Consider the following 18,765-nt stretch of genomic DNA (forward strand, 5'->3'; position numbering starts at 1 on the left):
GCTGCGGTTCTGGGCGCAGCACTGGCGACATGCGCGCTGGGGATCGCCCATGCTGAACAGGTGGCAATGACATCATCGGCACCTGTCAAAAATGACCTCAACTATCTGATCTACACCCCGCAAGGGTATGAGACCTCTAGCGAGACCTATCCTCTCGTTGTCTGGCTTCATGGAGGAGACCAGGGCGGCAGCGATATCGAAAAGGTCAGATCAAGAGGACTTCCCAAGCTCATCGCCGATGGCAAGCAGTTTCCGTTTCTCGTCTTTTCACCTCAAAACCCCAGCGAAGAACTGCTCTATCCTATCGAAAAAGTGAAATCGGCGCTGGATGAGGTTGTTTCAAAACATCGCGTCGACCCTTCCCGCATCTATGTTGTCGGGTACAGTAGGGGCGGTTTCGGAGCCTGGGCATTGGCGGAACAATATCCCGAGACGTTTGCGGCATTTGCCCCAATAGCTGGCGGTGGCAACCGCCACTATCTCAACAGAACCAATGAAAAAGCGGCGTTCTGGGTCTTTCACGGCACAAGTGATGACGTGATCCCATTGTCGGATTCCGTCATCCTGTATGAACGTCTCAAGACTTTGAAACGGGACGCCAAACTGACGGTGTTTGAAGGTGTCGATCACTCAGGCGTTGAGCTGGCTGCCTTGAACGATCCCGAACTATGGGACTGGCTTTTGAAACAACGGCTGCAAACCACCCCACAATAACCACTTTAAGCGCCCGGATCAGCCGTTGGTTGTCCGGGCGTTTCTGTGTCTGAATTGACGCCTGAAATCTGCACAAAATCAGCCTGCGTACCAACGGTATAGTATCAGGCAACACCAAAACTCCTCGTCTTGCAGGGCACCAACATTTGCCATCATAATTTTCAAGCAATGTCTTGTTTTCGGGTATAGAAGATATGCTTTCCACCACGAGAACAGGCTCAAGGCAGCAGAAATGAACAGTAAAGCATCGGGCTACGTCTACGTATTGCTCGCCGTCACGATATTCGCCGGTCAGGATGCTTTTTCGAAGCTGCTTGGAGAAAAATACCCGCCAATCATGGTGACCATGATCCGGTTCTGGGCATTCGCCGTTTTTGTGACAATTCTGGCGGCAGCCGCGCCCGGCGGTCTGCGAGCATCCCTCACCACCCAAAAACCCTTCCTGCAGATCATTCGTGGCCTGCTGTTGGTTGGCGAAGTGGTTGTTGTTGTTATTGCCTTTACGACTGCAGGCCTCGCCATGAGCCAGGCGATCATGCAATCCACTCCCCTCATCGTCACGGTTCTGTCCATTCCGCTGCTTGGTGAGCAGGTTGGCTGGAGAAGAGGTTTGGCTGTACTCGTCGGTTTGATCGGCGTTCTCGTTATTCTGAACCCTGTGAATGTCGATTTTGACGTTCGACTGCTCATTCCGCTCGCCGCCAGCGTATTATACGCCTTCTATAACGTTGCGACCCGTGCTGTCGGACATGAGGACAGCGCGACGACGAGTGTTTTTTACGCGGGCGTAGTTGGAGCAATTGCAGCTTCAATTATCGGCCCATTCTACTGGACACCGATCGCGCCAAGCGATTGGCTGCCGATGGCCGCTCTCTGCATCTGCGGAGCGTTAAGCCACTATTTCCTGATCAAGGCATATTCACTGCTGACTGCAGTCGAGGTGCAACCGCTGACCTATTTCCAGCTGGTGCTCAGCGTCGCAGTCGCCTCCCTGTTCTTTGGTGAAACCATCACATTGAACATGGTGATTGGCGCATTGATTGTAGTGGGAGCCGGCCTGTTCACGGTCTGGCGAGAATATCGCCGCTCCAAAATCGTTACAAAGGTCATCTGACACCATTAGGTCGGACGAGCCAACAATAAGAGGAAACTCCGGCTAACAATCAAGCCGGAGCGATTATTTTATCCAAACAGCGAAACCAGCTTGAAGGTCGCGTAGGAAATCAGCGCCGCGGCCGGCATGGTAACAATCCAAGCAATGACGATATTGCCCGCCAATCCCCAGCGCACCGCCGACATACGACGGGCTGCACCAACACCGATGATAGCGCCAGTGATCGTGTGGGTGGTCGAAACTGGAATGCCAAGCCACGTCGCGGCAAACAGCGTCAATGCGCCTCCGGTTTCCGCGCAGAAACCCTGCATTGGGTTAAGACGAGTGATCTTCGATCCCATCGTGTGAACGATGCGCCAGCCACCAAACAATGTGCCAAGCGCCATCGCGGACTGGCAGGTAATCACGACCCAAAATGGAACGTAAAACTCAGAGCCGAGATAGCCCTGGCTGAACAGAAGGACAGCGATGATACCCATGGTCTTTTGAGCATCGTTACCACCGTGACCGAGTGAATAAAGCGATGCCGAAATGAACTGCATGATACGGAACGTACGGTCGACCGCAAACGGCGTTTGGCGCACGAAGATCCAGGACACCGCCAGCACCAGAACCAGCGCCAGAAAGAAGCCGATTGCCGGCGACATAAAAATCGCGCCAGCGGTTTTCAGGAAGCCGCTCCAGACGATTGAGGAAACGCCGACCTTAGCAATGCCAGCACCGATCAAGCCACCGACCAGAGCGTGCGACGAGCTGGATGGAATGCCAAAAATCCAGGTAATGATGTTCCAGACGATCGCCCCGATCAATGCGGCGAAGATCACCGCAGGCGACACGATACCGGGGTCGATGATACCGGTTCCAAGTGTTTCAGCCACATGCAGGCCAAAGAACAGAAAGGCAATGAAGTTGAAAAATGCAGCCCAGGCTACCGCATATTGCGGGCGCAAAACGCGCGTCGAGACGATCGTTGCGATCGAATTGGCCGCGTCATGCAGCCCGTTGAGAAAGTCAAAAAACAGCGCGATGCCGATCAGGGCCGCCAAAAGCGGAAAAGCGAGTGTCGCGTCCATCAGACGTTCTCAATCACAATGCCGCTGACTTCATTAGCGACATCTTCGAACCTGTCGACAACCTTTTCCAGTTCGCCATAGATCTCGCTGCCAATCATGTAGGCCATCGCGTTGCCAGTCGCGCCGTGGCGCAGGAACAGGTCTTTCAGACCCTGATCGTGCAGGTCATCCGAACGACCTTCGACACGCGTAACGTCCTCTGCAATTGCGCTGAGTCGCTGGGCATTGGCGCCAACCTTGTCGAGAAGTGGAATGGCCGCTGCGACAAGATGTGCAGCCCGCACAATCTCTTCACCCATCTGGCGCATCAGCGGATCGAAGCTTCTCTGCTCAAACAGGCGGATGGTCTTTACCGTTTTGTGCATCATGTCGATCGCATCATCCATCGACTGGATGAGATCCTTGATGTCACCACGGTCAAAGGGTGTGATGAAGCTGCGACGAACCGCAAGGAGAACGTCACGGGTGATATTGTCGGCGCGATCTTCAAGCTCAACGATACGTTCGCAATTAGCTTCGAGGTCTATGCCATTCAGAAGATTCCGCAAGGCTTCTGCAGCCTCCACGACCGTTCGCGCATGTTCATTGAACATATCGAAGAACTTGTCTTCGCGCGGCATCATTTTCCGGAAGATACTCATCATGACTTCTATTCCTTGCCTTCAGGCTGATCGCTGTTGCGCTGTCATAAAACTGTCATAAATGCAACTGGACGATTGAAGCTTGGCTAAAAATCAGCGATTTATCTTTGGATGAAAGCCCCAAAACCGGACCGTAAGAGGTCGCCTCCCAAATCAAGCAGTTTGCTGCAACAATTAGCATCGATGCCGGACAAGCTGTTCACTGGCGGGTTTCGAACGCAATATGGCGCGTTATGTTTTCGGCGGTTAGCCGAGCAAGATGACATTCAGATCCTGCTGGTCACAACGAGAGGCACGGGGCGATGGGTCATTCCCAAGGGCTGGCCGATGAAAAAGAAAAAGCCCTATCAGGCTGCAGAAATCGAGGCCTGGGAAGAAGCGGGCATTCGTGGCCGTGCCAGAAAGAAACCAGTTGGTCGATACACATACCTCAAATGGCTGGATGACGGGGATGTCGCACCCTGCGTGGTTGAGGTTTTTCAAGTCGAGGCCACCGATGCAGTCGCCGACTTCAAGGAACGAGGCCAGCGCGAGGTCGCATGGTTTTCTCCCGACGAAGCCGCGCGCCGTGTCCGTGAAGTAGAGCTCAAGTCACTGCTGGTCGAGTTTCGGCCAAAAGGAAAGTAACCGCGAAAGTGCAGGCATACGCGTCTGAAATCGAAACTTAGCTGACGAAGCAAAACACCCCACACCTCCCCCGAAATGCCAAGCGGTATCAAAAAAAATAATAATAAATCATCATGATTTTTATTAAAAATTGAACCTTTAGGCACATGGTCCCGAGAAGAGATATTTCGCGGAGGGGGACCGAAATGAATGCGAAAGCCGTAACAAAACCACTTTGGATCAAAATCACGGGCTACGGCTTTGCCGCCGTGCTTTTTGCTAGTGCTGCAATCGGTGGACTGGCTTGGTATCGTCAGGCGGATATGAATGACAAGGCGCTTGCCAGCAAGGCAGCGAGTGACCTTCAAATTATCCAGACCGATATGGCAGCCATTCAACGCTCTGCTTCGGCGATGGCTTTGGCCTTTGCGGGTGAACCTGATATTGCAGGCCTGGTGCAGGCAAATGACCGCCAGCAACTTCTGGACAAATTTTCCAAGAACATCAAAGAAATCGCACAGGTCGGCGGGTTGCAGAACTTTACCGTTGCCGACGCCAAGGGTAACGTCATTGCGCGCGCCCATGCGCCTGAAAAATTCGGTGACAACTATCTGAACCGCCGCAAGACAGTCGCGTCGACGATTTCCACCGGCAAGGTTTCCGCCGGTATCGAACCCGGTCGAACCGGCATTGGCATTTATGCCGTCGCACCTGTTCTTGTCGACGGCAAGGTTGTCGGTGTCGTTGATATCGGAACCGAACTTTCCAACGCCTATTTCACACCGCTTGCCCAAAGACTTGGCGCAGAGATCGCCGTCAACGTCATGTCCGAAGGAAAGCTGGTCAACCAGTCATCGACCGAAGACGGCAAGACACTCCTGCCTATGGAAACGGTGCAGGCTGCATTTGATGGTAAAGCCATCTTCGAACCGTTGGTGCTCGACGGTCGCGACATACTGGTCAAGGCAGTACCTTTCAATTCCTTCTCTGGGGAAAAGATCGGCGTCTTTGAAATTGGCACCGATGCAACGGATATGCTGGCGCAGGCCCGCACCGCATTGTGGACCATGATCGGCGTGACCATTTTGACGTCGCTGCTTGCACTTGCGGCGTTCTTTATGTTTGCAAAATCACTTGGTGATGCAATCGGTCGCCTGACCGGGACTATGTCACGTCTTGCGGCTGGCGAACTCTCGGTTACCATCGAAGGCGAAGGCCGCTCTGACGAGACCGGTGCCATGGCGCGCGCCGTTCAGGTCTTCAAGGACAATGCCCTCAAGACACAGGAACTTGAACGTCAGGCCGACGAGCAGCGCAATCTGACCGAAGAGCAGCGTCGCAAAAATGCCGAGGAAGAGCGTCAACGCGCCGAGGCGATGGCTGAAGCCACCAACGGCCTTGCTGCTGGCCTTAAACATCTGTCATCCGGCGACCTGACCTATCAGCTTGATCGTCCGTTTGCGGCAGACTTCGAAAACCTGCGTGCAGACTTCAACGCAACGGCCGAACAGCTACGCAACACGCTTCAATCTGTTGCGCACTCGACCAGCTCTATCGATAGCGGCTCGCGCGAAATCAGCCAGAGTGCCGACGACCTGTCGAAGCGAACTGAACAGCAGGCGGCATCACTGGAAGAGACCGCAGCGGCTCTCGACCAGATCACGGTCAATGTCACCAACTCCTCCAAACGCGCCGACGAGGCTCGTACGGTCGCAATCCAGGCAAACGAGAGCGCACGCCTTTCCGGGGCCGTGGTTGCCAACGCCGTACTGGCGATGGGACGAATCGAGGAGTCCTCTGGCCAGATTTCCAGTATCATCGGTGTCATCGATGAAATTGCCTTCCAGACCAACCTTCTCGCCCTTAATGCCGGCGTTGAAGCCGCCAGAGCAGGCGAGGCTGGCAAGGGCTTTGCGGTCGTTGCACAGGAAGTGCGGGAACTGGCGCAGCGCTCAGCGCAGGCTGCCAAGGAAATCAAGGAACTGATCAGCAAGTCGTCTGTCGAGGTTGGCAGCGGTGTCAAACTGGTCAGTGAAACCGGAGAAGCCCTTCGCACGATCGAATCCTACATCGTCACCATCAATCAGCATATGGATTCGATTGCGACATCGTCGCGCGAACAGTCTGTTGGATTGGCGGAAGTCAACACGGCCGTCAACCAAATGGACCAGGTAACACAGCAGAACGCGGCAATGGTGGAAGAAGCCAATGCCGCCGGCGCTACGCTTGCCACCGAAGCCGGTCGTCTGCGCGAATTGATCAGCCAGTTCCAGCTTGGACATGGTGGCGTTGGCGGCACGAGCAACCAGACCGCGGCACTCCGCAAGACGGCAGGCGTGATGGCTGCCTCGCCGCGTTCAGCCCCTACCCCCTCGCCTGCACGTGGTATGGTTGGCAAGATCGCTCAGGCTTTCAGCGGTCGTTCTGGTGCAGCAACGGCGGCAGCGACCGACAGCTGGGAAGAGTTCTGATCTGAACGCCTAAAACGTTGAACAAGCAAAGGCGGGAATGGAGATCATTCCCGCCTTTTTCATATCCGGATGCAGAGGTCAGCGGACACACAGGCCCTGCCATTAAACCGCAGCGCGGCCTTCCGCCAAACGAATGGACCGCCGTTCCCATGCGACAAGAACAAGGCTTGAGGCAACGATTACAAAGGCACCGACAAAAACATTGGTCGCGGGGATTTCGGCCCAGATCAGATAGCCGTACACGAAAGCCCAGATGAGACCTGTATACTCCACCGGCGCCAAGGCAGACGCCGGCGCATGGCGGAACCCTTCGTAAAGCAGGTACTGACCTATTGTCGCGACAAGACCGAGGCCGATCATCAAGGACCAACCGAGCATGTCAGGTGTTTTCCAGATCCACGGAAATGTCACGGCGCAAGCAAGACCGAACAGCAGGCTTGTCGCCCACATCTGGGTGAGCGTCGTTTCCGTCTTGCTGACAAGGCGAATGAGAATGGTGCTGCAAGCCCAGAAAAAACCGGCAAGGATACACATCAGCGCCGGAATGACGTGGGGTGAATGGGTTGGATTTGCCGCGATCACCATGCCGGCAAACCCGCCAAAACAGGCAATCCAGCGACCAATGCCTACCTTTTCCTTCAAGATCGGGATCGACAGGAACACAACCATGATCGGCGCGGAAAAATAGAGCGTCGTCAGCTCCGCCAGCCCCATGACCTTGGCGGAATTATAAAAAAGCAACCAGGCAAACAACATCAAAGCCGCGCGAAGCACCAGCGTCCCACGATATTTACTCTTGAAAATCGACGGGTGGCGAAAATGCGCTGCAAGCGTGCCGGTGATCAATACGATGACCAGACTTCGCATGAACAGGATTTGCGGCACTTCATAGGTATCCACCAGCCATTTGACCAGGGCGTCCTGTAAGGCAAAACAGGCGTAGCCGCCAGATGCAAGGGCAATTCCAAGAAGAGTTCTGCTGTCGGGAGCTGTGGTCATTATCTCAATGCTCTTAATCGTGACGCTATCCGCCCGATGTTGTGGTACAAGGCGTTAGAGCGTGGCGCGTTCTGTTGCAACTGCAAAAGCAACTTGCAGGAGCCGGTGACGTTTGATTGCGCAAACAACCTTTGTCGTCCTGCGCCTGACATGTTGATTGACGAGACCAAGAATTGCGTCGTCTAAATTTCAAATTGCAAGCACTATCAGATGGATATGCAGACACTTTGGCCGAATGGCTTGGAAAAGCAAATCTCTGATGCGACCAACTTTATTGATCGACTTTTAAGTAGTCGACGCTAATATGCCTTAATATTGAGCCAAGAAAAGACCTTCTAGCAGCCTGTGATGAGGGAGAATCTCTCAGAGATGAGCAAAGCGCAATCGAGTTGGCAACGGTCTTCCGGCGGCACCAGTGATTGTGCTGACAAGTTGACGATCTTCGATCGTCAGTTCAAACTCGTTGATGTCACGGCAACTGCGCAAGCATCCGTTTCGCGTGAAAGCGATGTGTCCCTTTGGGAGATCTATCCAGAGTTGGACAGGGCGAGTGTCTTGAACCACTTTGGTGCGACACCGGATCAACCACTCCGTCTCAGCCGTGACCTCGGTGCTGGCGCATTTCGCGAACTTGCAATTCACGCGATCGGTGATTTTTACGGCGTCGTCCAGACCCATCGAACGGCAGATGAAACTGAACGCATGGCCCTGCTCTATCAGGCAACCCATGACCCGCTGACCGGACTGCCAAACCGCCGCCAGTTCGCGAGAGATTTATCGGCGGCACTTACCGCCATTTCGTCTGATGGCAACAGTGTTTCACTGATGCAGCTTGACCTTGATGACTTTAAACCTGTCAACGACACACTGGGGCATCCCGCTGGCGACAAGCTGCTGCAACTGGCTGCAGACAGGATCAAGGAATGTCTTGTCGGCAAGGAATCCGCCTACCGTTTGGCAGGGGATGAGTTTGCCGTCATCACCTCCGGCCGGGACCAGCGCCAGCGTACCAGTGAATTGGGGGATGCCCTGGTTCACGCCTTCAAGCGATCCTTCACAATCGATGGAATTTCGGTATTCGTCGGCCTTAGCGTTGGCATTTCGATTGCGCCTGGTGATGGCAGCGATCCCGAGACCCTGATGAAAGCCTCCGATATCGCGCTTTATGCAGCCAAAAAGGAAGGTCGTGGCCGCGCTAGCGCCTTTGATGTCGCGATGCTGCAAATCATCGAACAGCGCGAACTGCTGCGGAGAAGCCTTCGCATAGCCTTGGAAAAAGACCAGTTTTCCATTGAGTATCAGCCGATTGCCGAAGGCAACAGGATATTCGGCTTTGAAGCTTTGCTGCGGTGGCAACACCCGCTGCTGGGCGAGATTCCCCCTGCCGTTTTCATTCCGATGGCAGAAACAGACGGCCTGATGAGTGAAATAGGACAATGGGTTCTGGAGAACGCTTGCCGCGAAGCCTTGAATTGGCCTGAGGACTACATCGTTGCCGTGAACCTTTCGCCAGCGGAGTTTCTGGTCAGCGGGTTGACCGACCGGATTTCACAGATACTCGATACCGTGGGCCTTGCTTCCGACCGTCTTGAACTGGAGATTACCGAGGGTGTGCTGCTGGAACGCACCGTCAACAATCTCGACACGCTCAATACTCTGAGTGTGCTCGGGATCCGAATTGCGTTGGACGATTTCGGAACACAGTACTCGTCGTTGAGCTACCTGAAGAATTTTCCCTTCGACACCCTGAAAATCGACAAGTATTTTGTGTCCGACCTGGAAACAAATGCCAAAAGCCAAGCCATTGTTCGATCTGTGATAGTGCTCGCCCACGATCTGGGCATGGAGGTTGCGGCGGAAGGCGTTGAAACCACCGAACAGGTTACCTGGCTGCGTGGTCTTGGATGTGACCGTCTGCAGGGTTATGCCATCAGCAAGCCGATGCCACCATCGGCAATAAATAGTTTTATGGCCGGTTCAGTGTCACTGCCGGAAACAGTCCCCCGACGATCGATTACTCCTGACAAATATACCCGTCTGTAAGCAATATCTCGACATCTTACGTGAAGTGTTTGGAGGTGATCATGACCGGACCATATGCCAGCCCCAACCCGGAAACGTTTCAGGACATGGCAGCATTGGTGCTAGACGTCAGCCTTTTCACGTCGGAGTTTCGCCTATGTGACACAATCTCCGAATATCTCGCCGACATTGTTGCCCAGTCGCACGAGGACCCGTCCCGCTACGCCAACTTCAGTTCGCTGCTTATCAACGAGATTGTGGAATTGGCTTTTCGTTCTGCGAAACCTGTCGGCAATATTGATTTTAATCTTCTGAGGGGTGACGCATGTGTCCGCGTCCGTGTGGGCTTTATCCCGGACAGAAAGGCCCTGCTACACTGGCAAAACCCTGATCGATCGGCACGGGGAGAGGAATATCATTCCGACCACGATCTGCTGGTTCTTGCTGATGCCATCAAGGTCAATGTACAAGCTGAGACAGACGCCGACGATCGCGTAATCCTGACTGCAGATTTCATGCTGCAGGAGGGCGCATAATGAGCCAGTTCTCGCCATCATTTTCCGCTGAATTCGACGATATCAATCAGGAAATCGTGCTGAGCGGCAGGATACGTCCTTCGTCCCCTGGTGAGATGGCTGGCGTCGTTGACGTGATCAGGCGCAGTCTCGATAGCAGCGGCAATGTCATCTATCTCAACATAAAACGGGTCACACATCTGAACATGACCGCTTTTCGTTGTCTTGAGCAGATACTAACAGAGGCCTGCAAGACAAATATCCAGCGCAAAATCATCGTTGTTGCATCGAGTGTCATTGCGTGGTCCGCACCGCTTTTCCAAACGCTTGCCTCCAGCCAACCTAACCTGTCGGTCGAGATTTACGATTCAGCCTTTTATCCCGGGCAAACCTTCGTCGAGGATGAGAGTTTCATTCCTATTCTCCGAACACAGACCAAAATGACCTGGCGACACGAACGCGAAATTCTGCCGCGGCATGGTATGCGAAATGGGCTGAGCATCGCCGACATATGCTGCGGTATCGGTGACTTCGCGACCTTGATCAAACGTCAATTCGAACCGGCACGTCTGGTTGCGCTGGATCACTCGAAAAGAAGCCTCGACTACGCCAGGCGTGTCGCCGCAGAATTCGGTCTGACCTCAATTGAATACACCTATGGAGATGCCGCTCAGATGTTGTTGGCCGACAATCAGTTTGATTTTGTCACCTGCCGCCACTCTCTGCAGATCTTTGACCGGCCGGACATCCTTCTGCGCGAGTTGTTTCGGATTTGCAAACCGGGTGGCCGAGTTTACATCACCAACGAAAAAAACTCCCATTGCCTCGGTGAACCCCATTCGGAATCGATCCGCTGGACCTATGAGCAGGTGGCGAAACTGTTCAGCCATTTCGACATGGATGTGGAAATGGGACCAAAAAGCCGCCGTCTTCTCAACGATGCCGGTTTTGACGACATCAAGGTGGAATCCTTCATGGTAACAAATCTCGATGGGGACCCAAGAGATTTCGCCGATGTGATTGAAGCGTGGGAAGATGTTTATGCCGGACAGATGGCCGTGCGTCGGGGTGATCCTCCCGACTTCATCCGCCGGTTCCGGCAAGGGTTCAAAGATCATGTGCTCGCCGCCCTACACCCCAAGGGATATGCGGGATGGCCAATCTGGGCTGCATCAGGACGGAAACCATACTGATGCCCAAAACCTTGACCACAATCCGCCCTTGGGGCTCATTTCGGGCCAAGTTCATTATTGTCGTCGGCAGCGCTGTTCTCATTGACTTGCTGATCAGTGGTGGGTTGGCTTTATGGAATGTGCAGCGCCTGTCGCGTGACGCAACCGAAGAGGTCGGCCATGGTCTTGAGCAGGCGAGCCAGGACTATATCCGAACCTATGCCAATTCTACGGCGGCCCAGGTCTCGCTGCTTCTCGGCCAAGTCAACAATGACGTCAGCGTCCTTGCCGGCGTGTTGCAGGAACAGATAGACAATCCACAACGGCAAAAAAATATCGGCTCTGCAATTTCCGGCACGTCGCCGGCCAGCGTTCAGCTTACTTTCGACCCGGCCGGCCAGTGGGCCCAGAATGCGCCGGGTGCACCATCTGTCGTCAGCGCCTGGGGTTACCTGCTGAATGAAGACCGTTCACCGCGAGCTGATGTACAGGACGAGATTCAGACAAGCGCCGTTCTTGATCTCGTGGCACCCAGTCTTCTGAAAAACGGCTCTTCCAAACTTCAAATGTATTTTATCGGCCCAAAGGAACGGCCGATCTTCAGGACCGCACCCTATACCGATCAGGCGCAGACTTTTGACCGGCTTTATCCCGGGCACAACACCGCCAATTTCTGGGACTTCTTTTTCCCCGGCCTCTATGAGTCCTGGCAGGGTTGGGACGCGGAGTTGAGGGCACATACCGGTCCCGATGACATCACCCGAACAGCCCCGTATACCGATGCTATAACTGGCAAGCAGATTGTCAGCTTTTTTCATCCACTTTGGAGCACTGACAGGAAAAACGTTGCCGGAACGGCTGGTGCCGACATCACCCTCGATCAGCTTGCCGAGATCGTCGAAAATGTGAAAGTTGCCGAAACCGGCTTTGGATTTTTGTCGATGTCCGATGGCAACGTCATCGCCATCAGCAAGGACGGTGAACAGACGATTGGCCTCCGTTCGGCCAACGACACCAAGGGAACCGGTGTGACCGGTCTCGAACGCTCACTGAAAGGCAGCTCGCAACCTGCCATAACGGAATTGGCCAACAATCCCGGTGAGGACATCAGGCACCTTACACTGGATCAGGACGGCGAGCCGGTGCCCTATATGGTGATCATGAAAAACCTACCAGCCAGCAACCTATGGGAGCCGGGCCATGTCCGCAAAGATGCTATGTCGCTTGGCATCGTTGTACCTGAGCGGGAAATATATGCTTCCCTTTTCGCGGCTCAATCGAAGATTTCCGACGCAACCAACCGCATCATCATCTATCAGGTCCTCGCGATCCTCCTGTCGTTGATCATTGTGACATTGGCCGTGCTGGCAGTGTCGAAACGCATTACCGGCGGCGTCAGTGCGCTTGCAAGTGCCGCACGCCGGATCCAGACGCAGGATTATTCGGTGCGTGTGCCGGTCACCAGCCGCGACGAGGTGGGGCAGGCAAGTGAAGCGTTCAACCGAATGGCGCAGCAGATCAGTTATCACACCGAAAATCTCGAACAGCTGGTTGAGGAGCGAACCGCCGAAATCGAAGAGGCGAAAGAAGAGATTTCGGTGCTCAACGCCCAGCTAGAAAAAGAAAATCGGCGCTTGGGCACGGAACTCGCAGTTGCCGAAAGAATCCAGATGATGGTTCTGCCACTTGCCTCCGAACTTGCTTCATCCAAGGATCTGGAGATCGCTGCCTTTATGAGCGCCGCTGACGAGGTGGGCGGTGACTACTATGACGTTCTGGAAGCGAATGGGCGGTTCAAGATTGGTATCGGTGATGTCACCGGGCACGGCCTTGAAAGTGGTGTCCTGATGCTGATGGTGCAATCTGTTGCCAGAGCGCTGCATGAAGCAGGCACGACCGATCCGGTAAAGTTTTTGGTTGATCTGAACAGCGCACTGTTCAAGAATATCATCAGAACCCGGATCGACAAACATCTGACGCTGGCCTTCCTTGACTATGACGGGCACGACATGCTGATTTCCGGACAGCATGAGGAGGTCATTGTCGTGCGTGCCAATGGTGCGCTGGAACGAATCGAAACCATGGACCTCGGCCTTCCAATTGGGTTGGAGTCCGACATTTCGCCTTTTGTTGGAACGCGCAAGATCAGTCTGGCAAAAGACGATATCATCGTTCTGCACACGGACGGTGTGACCGAAGCAGAAAACGTTAGCGGAGAGCTTTTCGGCATAGACCGTCTTTGCGACGAAGCGGTGAAATTACACCGGCAAAGTGCTGACCGTATCGCCGCCGGCATCATCGCCAAGCTTATGGACTACATCGGTCCACACAAGGTTCACGACGACATCACCCTTCTCGTATTGCGGCACAGGTAAGCTATGTCCAGAAACGTCCTTGGGGTTTACAATCTTACCGAAGCAAGCTTCTCACAAGGGGCCCGTCTGACGCTGGTTGACGGTCCGCTTGAACTTGGTTGGCGGCACTCGGGGCTCACATCCGATTTTATCGCCGAGGCGATGGCACTGCCTTTTTTCGGCTCACGAGCGCTGCACACGAACATTCGTCACAACATTGGATATCTGAGCAACGAACTGATCGAAAACGCCGTAAAATTTAGGCAGCCCGGCAAGATCGTCATCGAGGCCTGTGTTGTCGATGCCACGTTTCTGATGCGGGTTCGCAATAAGATCAATGCCGAAACATCAGGTAAATTTCAGGAAATACTGATAAACATGTTATCAGTTGACCCGGGCGAACTGCTTATCCGGCAAATTGAAGCCAATGCCGTATCTGATTCCGGAGGTTCGGGATTGGGCTTGCTAACGCTTCTGGCCGATTATGACGCGCGCATGTCATGGGAGTTTGAAACTTCCAATGACGATCGCGTTAGACTGACAACAACAGCTTCGCTTGCGTTGCCACTGACCTCCAACGGGTGAACAGCAGATGGAAATCAGAGACGAGAATTTTCGGATATGGACCGAAAGCGATTGCGTTTATTTTGATGGAGTTTTGCGGCTGGCTGGGCCGGATGCCTATGCGCCGATCTACTCTCTTGCCCTGACTGCGCTTCACGAAAATCGCGGTCGGGTGATCTTTGATCTGACCGGCCTGGAGTTCCTGAACTCATCCGGGATAAACCTTCTAGCGAAACTGACAATCGAAGCACGCAAACAATCAGAGACGCAGTTTGTGATCAAGGGCACCTCGCAATATCCCTGGCAATCGAAATCCCTGCCAAACCTCAAAAAGCTTTACCCACAGCTTGACTTGCAGCTGGCCTGAAAAAGCAGTCAATTCACAACCATCTGAAACCAGATGTCGAGAAACTTGCTGCGTTTGATCGTATCGCGAAACACCAGAAGTTCAGGCCCAAGCTCGATCCCCTGCAGACTGTCGAACGACGTAAAATCGATGGGATAGCTGAAACCGGCTTCGGCAAGAGCGGGCTTCGCGTCAACCGAGTGCAGCACTTGCAGGGCAGCGCGCGCATCACGAAGGTTTGTTGCACCTTTTGGCATTAGCACAGTCCACGGCACCGCAAGCACGTAGTCTTGCGGTACGGCAACCGTCACACCCGCTGGCAAGGCACCATTGGCTGAGAGGGCAGACAGCGGCACATTGTACAAAACATCAATCTCACCGGCCCGCAACGCCTCCAGCAAATCGTCTGTCGTGTCGTAAATTCGCGCCTTGGCAACACCGAACGAGCGCATCAGTCGCCAATAGAGCGAAGTGCGAATGGAGTCCTGCGAAGCCAGCAGGTAGCTTACATCATCTATCCCGATATTGACGATGCCGACACGGCGTGAGAACTGCTCGCTATTCTGTTCAAGGGCACGTACCAGCTCGATACGGGTGCGCGGCAGACGATCCGCAAAGGCGTCCTGCCTCAACACCATCACGGCGGGGTCTGACCAAAAACCAAAAACTTCATGACGCCATTGTTCTTCGGCAACGATAACAGCCGCGCCGTTATCGGCTGCGTAACCCTCATTGGCGACGGAGACGGCAATATCCGGCGAAGAGAACAGAGCAATGTCAAATGGCGGGTTGGCACGTTTTGCTTCGGCAGCAATCTGCGCAGAGGAAAGCCTGACGTAAGACAGCTGCGTTCCAGGCAAGCGGCTCTCGATCAGTGCAATCAAAGGCGCAATCCGTCCGTCAGATACGACACCGGCAATGCGGACCGCTCTGTCCTGTGCCTGCACGGTCATTGGTACAAGACTGCCAATCAACAACAGGCAAAACAGCGCGCTATGAACAACGTTAGACATCTTGGTCCTGGCCTCCAGCATTCATCGGCAGCACGACCTCGACGACAAGACCACCACCGACACGGTCCGCAACGGAAATACGTCCGCCGAAGGCCACGACCACATCCTTAGCAATGGCAAGGCCAAGGCCTGACCCTGGCCGTCGCGCACCACCGCGAACAAACCGCTGGAAAATCTTGCCCTTTTCCGCATCCGGTATACCCGGCCCACGGTCCATGACCTGTAAGGTCGCCGAACCATCCACCGCCTCCAATTGCACCGTCGTTGGACCAGCCGCGTGAATGAAGGCGTTTTCGATGACGTTCCGAACCATCTCACGCAACACAACCGGCTCCGCCTCAACCGGGACCGGAGCATCATGCGTCACGAGCGTGAGGGAGTGCATCTGGCTGGTATAGGCGCTCTCTGCCCGCAGCATTTGCAAGGCATTTCTGATGGCATCGCCGAAATCGACGATCTCGCGTTCCTGAGTTTCCAATCGGTGCAGTGTTGTTGCTTCGGAAAGCAACATGTTCGCCAGCAGCCCAGCTTCACGCGCATTGTGATGAATACGCGACAAACGGCGACGCGTTTGCGGGTCTTCCGCTTCTTCAAGTCCCACCTCGGCCTGCGCCTGAATAGCGGCCAGTGGCGTGCGCAACTGGTGCGCAGCATCCGCAGTGACACGTTTTACTCCATCCAGAACCGAGCCCAAGCGGTCCATGAACTCATTCAAAGCAGAGACCAGCGCGGACACTTCCACCGGAACTTCCCGATCAATCCGGCTCAGATCGGACGGACGCCGTGCCCGAAGATTACTTTCGATAAGGCGAAGCGGCGAAAAGGCCGAACGGACCGAAACGAGGATCAGACCACCGGCCAACAGCGCAATAGTGACAGCTGGCAACATCCCGTTGAAGGTCAATTGCCCGGCCAGTTCTCGGCGCGCCTCGCGGGTTTCAGCCACCATCACGCCGATCCAGCCGCCCGTTCCCGTCACCGTGTCGGCGCGATAACGCTGTACCGAAGCGATACGCACTGCATCGCCGCGATAGACCGCATCATGCAGGTGCAAGGTCTCTTCATTGGCAAGTGGTATGTCGAGGCCGAGAATAGGGGAGCCCGTCACCAGACTGCCGTCGGGCGCTGTGACCCTATAGAACACCCGATTGAGACGCGAGGTCCCGAGGATAGCAAAGGCGGAATAGGGAATATCGACCGTAACGGCGCCTTCCTCGATACCAACAGTGTCGGCAATGGCGAGTGCGGAGGCCGTCAACACACGGTCAAACGCCTCGTCTGCTGCACGCCGCGCATAGGTGCGGACCGTCAGGGCAAGCACACTGCCAATCACCACGAACAGACAGACAGTTGTGATAAGCAAACGGCGCTCGATCGACAATCGCGCCATCAGCTTACCGCATCGGTCTTGCTGCGCAGCATGTAACCCGCGCCACGATGGGTGACGATCTCGACATCAACGGCTTCAAGCTTTTTACGCACACGCGACACCAGCAACTCAACGGCATTGGGTGTGCCAACATCATCATGCCCGAACAGTTTCAGATAAAGCTTGTCCTTGCTGACAGTATTCCCGGCTTGCGTGGCGAGCACCTCAAGAAACTCGAATTCGCGACGCCCGAGTTCCAGCGGGCTTCCATCCACGCTGGCTGCCCGCGAATTCAGATCAATCTCCAGCCCGCCAATGCGGATTACCGATTTGGCAAGCCCCTTGTGGCGGCGCGTGACCGCCCTCAACCGCGCCTCAAGTTCACCGAGGTCAAACGGTTTGACAATGTAATCATCGGCGCCCAGATCAAGCAGGCTGATCTTGTCATCCAGCTGATTTCTGGCCGTAATCACCAGCACCGGGGTCGGTGAATTCCCGCCGCGCATATGCGCCATGACCTCAAAACCGCTCCGCCCCGGCAAGTTGATATCAAGCACCACAACATCAAATTCGCCATGGATCGCTAACTCCTCGCCAGATATACCATCCTGCGCCCACGTTATATGGTGTCCAGCCCGCGTCAGTTTGGATTCGATCGCTTCGGCAATGTCGACGGAATCTTCTATGAGAAGGATGCGCATAAGGTTGACAGGACTCTGACAGGAAATTCGGTATAGCTTTCATCCTATAGCAAGGGTTTTGTCGACGCGAGACGGTAAAATCCTTCGGGAGGAGAAAATGAATTACAACGGCGCCCTTGCGGCAGGCTGCATGCTGATTGCTTTCATGTCGACCGATAGGGCGGTTGCAAGCGCAGCCCCGTGCGATCAGCGCGCAGCGCTGGATCAGGCCTATTGCGACGCCGATGGCGACCTCGTCGCCGACCTACCGACCGACCCGTCAAAACTGCGCAATCCCGATACTCTCGTCTGGGCCTTCGCACCGATCGAGGATCCGGCGGTTTATGCGCGGTTGTTCCGCCCGTTCACAAAACACCTTTCCACCTGCCTTGACCGGCAAATTGTCTATTACCCTGTGCAATCCGTCTCGGCGGAAATTGTCGCGATGCGGTCCGGCCGCCTGCATTTTGCTGGCTTTTCTACTGGCCCGACGGTCGAGGCGGTCAACATGGCTGGCGCTGTGCCTTTTGCCGCCAAAGGGCAAAACGGTGAGGTTCGCGGTTATCACCTCGTCGCAATTGTACGCGCAGATTCCCCTTACCAACATCTGGTAGACTTGAAGGGCAAACGTGTCGCCCATATCGCTGTCGCGTCTAATTCCGGCAACCTCGCGCCCCGCGCACTATTTCCCGCCGAAGGTCTTGTGCCGGATACCGACTATCGCCCGATCATGTCCGGCGCTCACGACAAATCGGTAATGGGCGTGCTGTCGGGCGATTATGATATGGCAGCGGTCGCCTCCGACGTCCTGCAGCGCCTGGTGGAACGCGGGGCAATTGATAAGGCGGCCATTCGGGTCATCTATCAAAGCCCGCTATTTCCAACCGCCGCCTTTACCCATGCTCATGATCTTGATCCCGTGCTCGCGGACAAGCTGAAAGCATGTTTCTTTTCATTCCGTTTTCCGCCGGAAATGACTGCCGCCTTCAACGGCGACGAGCAGTTCTTGCCAGTTCGATATGACGAGGCTTGGCGAGCCGTCCGTGCGGTGACCGACGCGGTGGGCACCTTACCGGACTGACGTCGGAACAACACCGTTCAAACCCCAGAAA

General features: G+C 54.8%; 17 protein-coding genes. 11 read left to right on the forward strand and 6 right to left on the reverse strand.

The genetic code is table 11. The annotated features are described in order from the left end of the window. Nucleotides 1–66: 66 nt before the first annotated feature. Nucleotides 67–714 carry a prolyl oligopeptidase family serine peptidase gene (locus tag IB237_RS12045; RefSeq protein ID WP_246787929.1) on the forward strand — a complete coding sequence of 216 codons (648 nt, stop codon included), beginning with the start codon at nt 67–69 and terminating at the stop codon, nt 712–714. A gap of 232 nt (nt 715–946) precedes the next feature. Continuing rightward, complete coding sequence (locus tag IB237_RS12050) at nt 947–1,828, forward strand: DMT family transporter (protein WP_192488925.1); 882 nt, start codon at nt 947–949, stop codon at nt 1,826–1,828. Between the two features lie 68 nt (nt 1,829–1,896). Here IB237_RS12050 and IB237_RS12055 read toward each other — a convergent pair whose 3' ends face one another. After that, nucleotides 1,897–2,901 (reverse strand): inorganic phosphate transporter, encoded by a 1,005-nt coding sequence (locus IB237_RS12055; protein ID WP_192488926.1) that lies wholly within the window; start codon nt 2,899–2,901, stop codon nt 1,897–1,899. Next, entirely contained in the window at nt 2,901–3,545 is a 645-nt protein-coding gene (locus tag IB237_RS12060; protein ID WP_192488927.1) for a DUF47 domain-containing protein, read from the reverse strand. The genes IB237_RS12055 and IB237_RS12060 overlap by 1 nt, the downstream gene beginning before the upstream one ends. A 108-nt stretch (nt 3,546–3,653) precedes the next feature. Here IB237_RS12060 and IB237_RS12065 point away from each other — a divergent pair, with 108 nt between their 5' ends. Further along, nucleotides 3,654–4,169 carry an NUDIX hydrolase gene (locus IB237_RS12065; protein ID WP_192488928.1) on the forward strand — a complete coding sequence of 172 codons (516 nt, stop codon included), beginning with the start codon at nt 3,654–3,656 and terminating at the stop codon, nt 4,167–4,169. A 185-nt stretch (nt 4,170–4,354) separates the two neighbouring features. Beyond that, a complete protein-coding gene (locus IB237_RS12070; protein ID WP_192488929.1) occupies nt 4,355–6,619 on the forward strand; it encodes a methyl-accepting chemotaxis protein in 2,265 nt (754 codons plus the stop codon). A gap of 102 nt (nt 6,620–6,721) precedes the next feature. Here IB237_RS12070 and IB237_RS12075 read toward each other — a convergent pair whose 3' ends face one another. After that, a complete protein-coding gene (locus IB237_RS12075) occupies nt 6,722–7,618 on the reverse strand; it encodes a DMT family transporter (RefSeq protein ID WP_192488930.1) in 897 nt (298 codons plus the stop codon). Between the two features lie 369 nt (nt 7,619–7,987). Here IB237_RS12075 and IB237_RS12080 point away from each other — a divergent pair, with 369 nt between their 5' ends. Genes IB237_RS12080 through IB237_RS12105 form a run of 6 tightly spaced genes read left to right on the forward strand, consistent with a single transcriptional unit; the run spans nt 7,988 to nt 14,612 of the window. After that, complete coding sequence (locus IB237_RS12080) at nt 7,988–9,661, forward strand: bifunctional diguanylate cyclase/phosphodiesterase (RefSeq protein WP_192488931.1); 1,674 nt, start codon at nt 7,988–7,990, stop codon at nt 9,659–9,661. Nucleotides 9,662–9,702: 41 nt separating this feature from the next. Beyond that, nucleotides 9,703–10,176 (forward strand): hypothetical protein, encoded by a 474-nt coding sequence (locus tag IB237_RS12085; protein WP_192488932.1) that lies wholly within the window; start codon nt 9,703–9,705, stop codon nt 10,174–10,176. Next, complete coding sequence (locus IB237_RS12090) at nt 10,176–11,348, forward strand: class I SAM-dependent methyltransferase (RefSeq protein WP_192488933.1); 1,173 nt, start codon at nt 10,176–10,178, stop codon at nt 11,346–11,348. The genes IB237_RS12085 and IB237_RS12090 overlap by 1 nt, the downstream gene beginning before the upstream one ends. Continuing rightward, entirely contained in the window at nt 11,348–13,702 is a 2,355-nt protein-coding gene (locus IB237_RS12095; RefSeq protein ID WP_192488934.1) for a SpoIIE family protein phosphatase, read from the forward strand. The genes IB237_RS12090 and IB237_RS12095 overlap by 1 nt, the downstream gene beginning before the upstream one ends. Before the next feature lie 3 nt (nt 13,703–13,705). After that, nucleotides 13,706–14,266 carry a hypothetical protein gene (locus IB237_RS12100; RefSeq protein WP_192488935.1) on the forward strand — a complete coding sequence of 187 codons (561 nt, stop codon included), beginning with the start codon at nt 13,706–13,708 and terminating at the stop codon, nt 14,264–14,266. A gap of 7 nt (nt 14,267–14,273) precedes the next feature. Then, complete coding sequence (locus tag IB237_RS12105; protein ID WP_192488936.1) at nt 14,274–14,612, forward strand: hypothetical protein; 339 nt, start codon at nt 14,274–14,276, stop codon at nt 14,610–14,612. Between the two features lie 8 nt (nt 14,613–14,620). Here the strand turns inward: IB237_RS12105 and IB237_RS12110 are convergent, their stop codons facing one another. Genes IB237_RS12110 through IB237_RS12120 form a run of 3 tightly spaced genes read right to left on the reverse strand, consistent with a single transcriptional unit; the run spans nt 14,621 to nt 17,674 of the window. Beyond that, entirely contained in the window at nt 14,621–15,604 is a 984-nt protein-coding gene (locus tag IB237_RS12110) for an ABC transporter substrate-binding protein (protein WP_192488937.1), read from the reverse strand. Next, nucleotides 15,597–16,994 (reverse strand): sensor histidine kinase, encoded by a 1,398-nt coding sequence (locus IB237_RS12115; protein WP_192488938.1) that lies wholly within the window; start codon nt 16,992–16,994, stop codon nt 15,597–15,599. The genes IB237_RS12110 and IB237_RS12115 overlap by 8 nt, the downstream gene beginning before the upstream one ends. Then, a complete protein-coding gene (locus IB237_RS12120) occupies nt 16,994–17,674 on the reverse strand; it encodes a response regulator transcription factor (RefSeq protein ID WP_192488939.1) in 681 nt (226 codons plus the stop codon). The genes IB237_RS12115 and IB237_RS12120 overlap by 1 nt, the downstream gene beginning before the upstream one ends. 97 nt (nt 17,675–17,771) lie before the next feature. Between IB237_RS12120 and phnD the strand changes: the two genes are divergently transcribed. Continuing rightward, nucleotides 17,772–18,734 (forward strand): phosphate/phosphite/phosphonate ABC transporter substrate-binding protein, encoded by a 963-nt coding sequence (phnD, locus tag IB237_RS12125; RefSeq protein WP_192488940.1) that lies wholly within the window; start codon nt 17,772–17,774, stop codon nt 18,732–18,734. The last annotated feature ends 31 nt before the right edge of the window (nt 18,735–18,765 follow it).

Source organism: Agrobacterium sp. AGB01 (genome assembly GCF_014851585.1).
Classification (GTDB): domain Bacteria; phylum Pseudomonadota; class Alphaproteobacteria; order Rhizobiales; family Rhizobiaceae; genus Agrobacterium.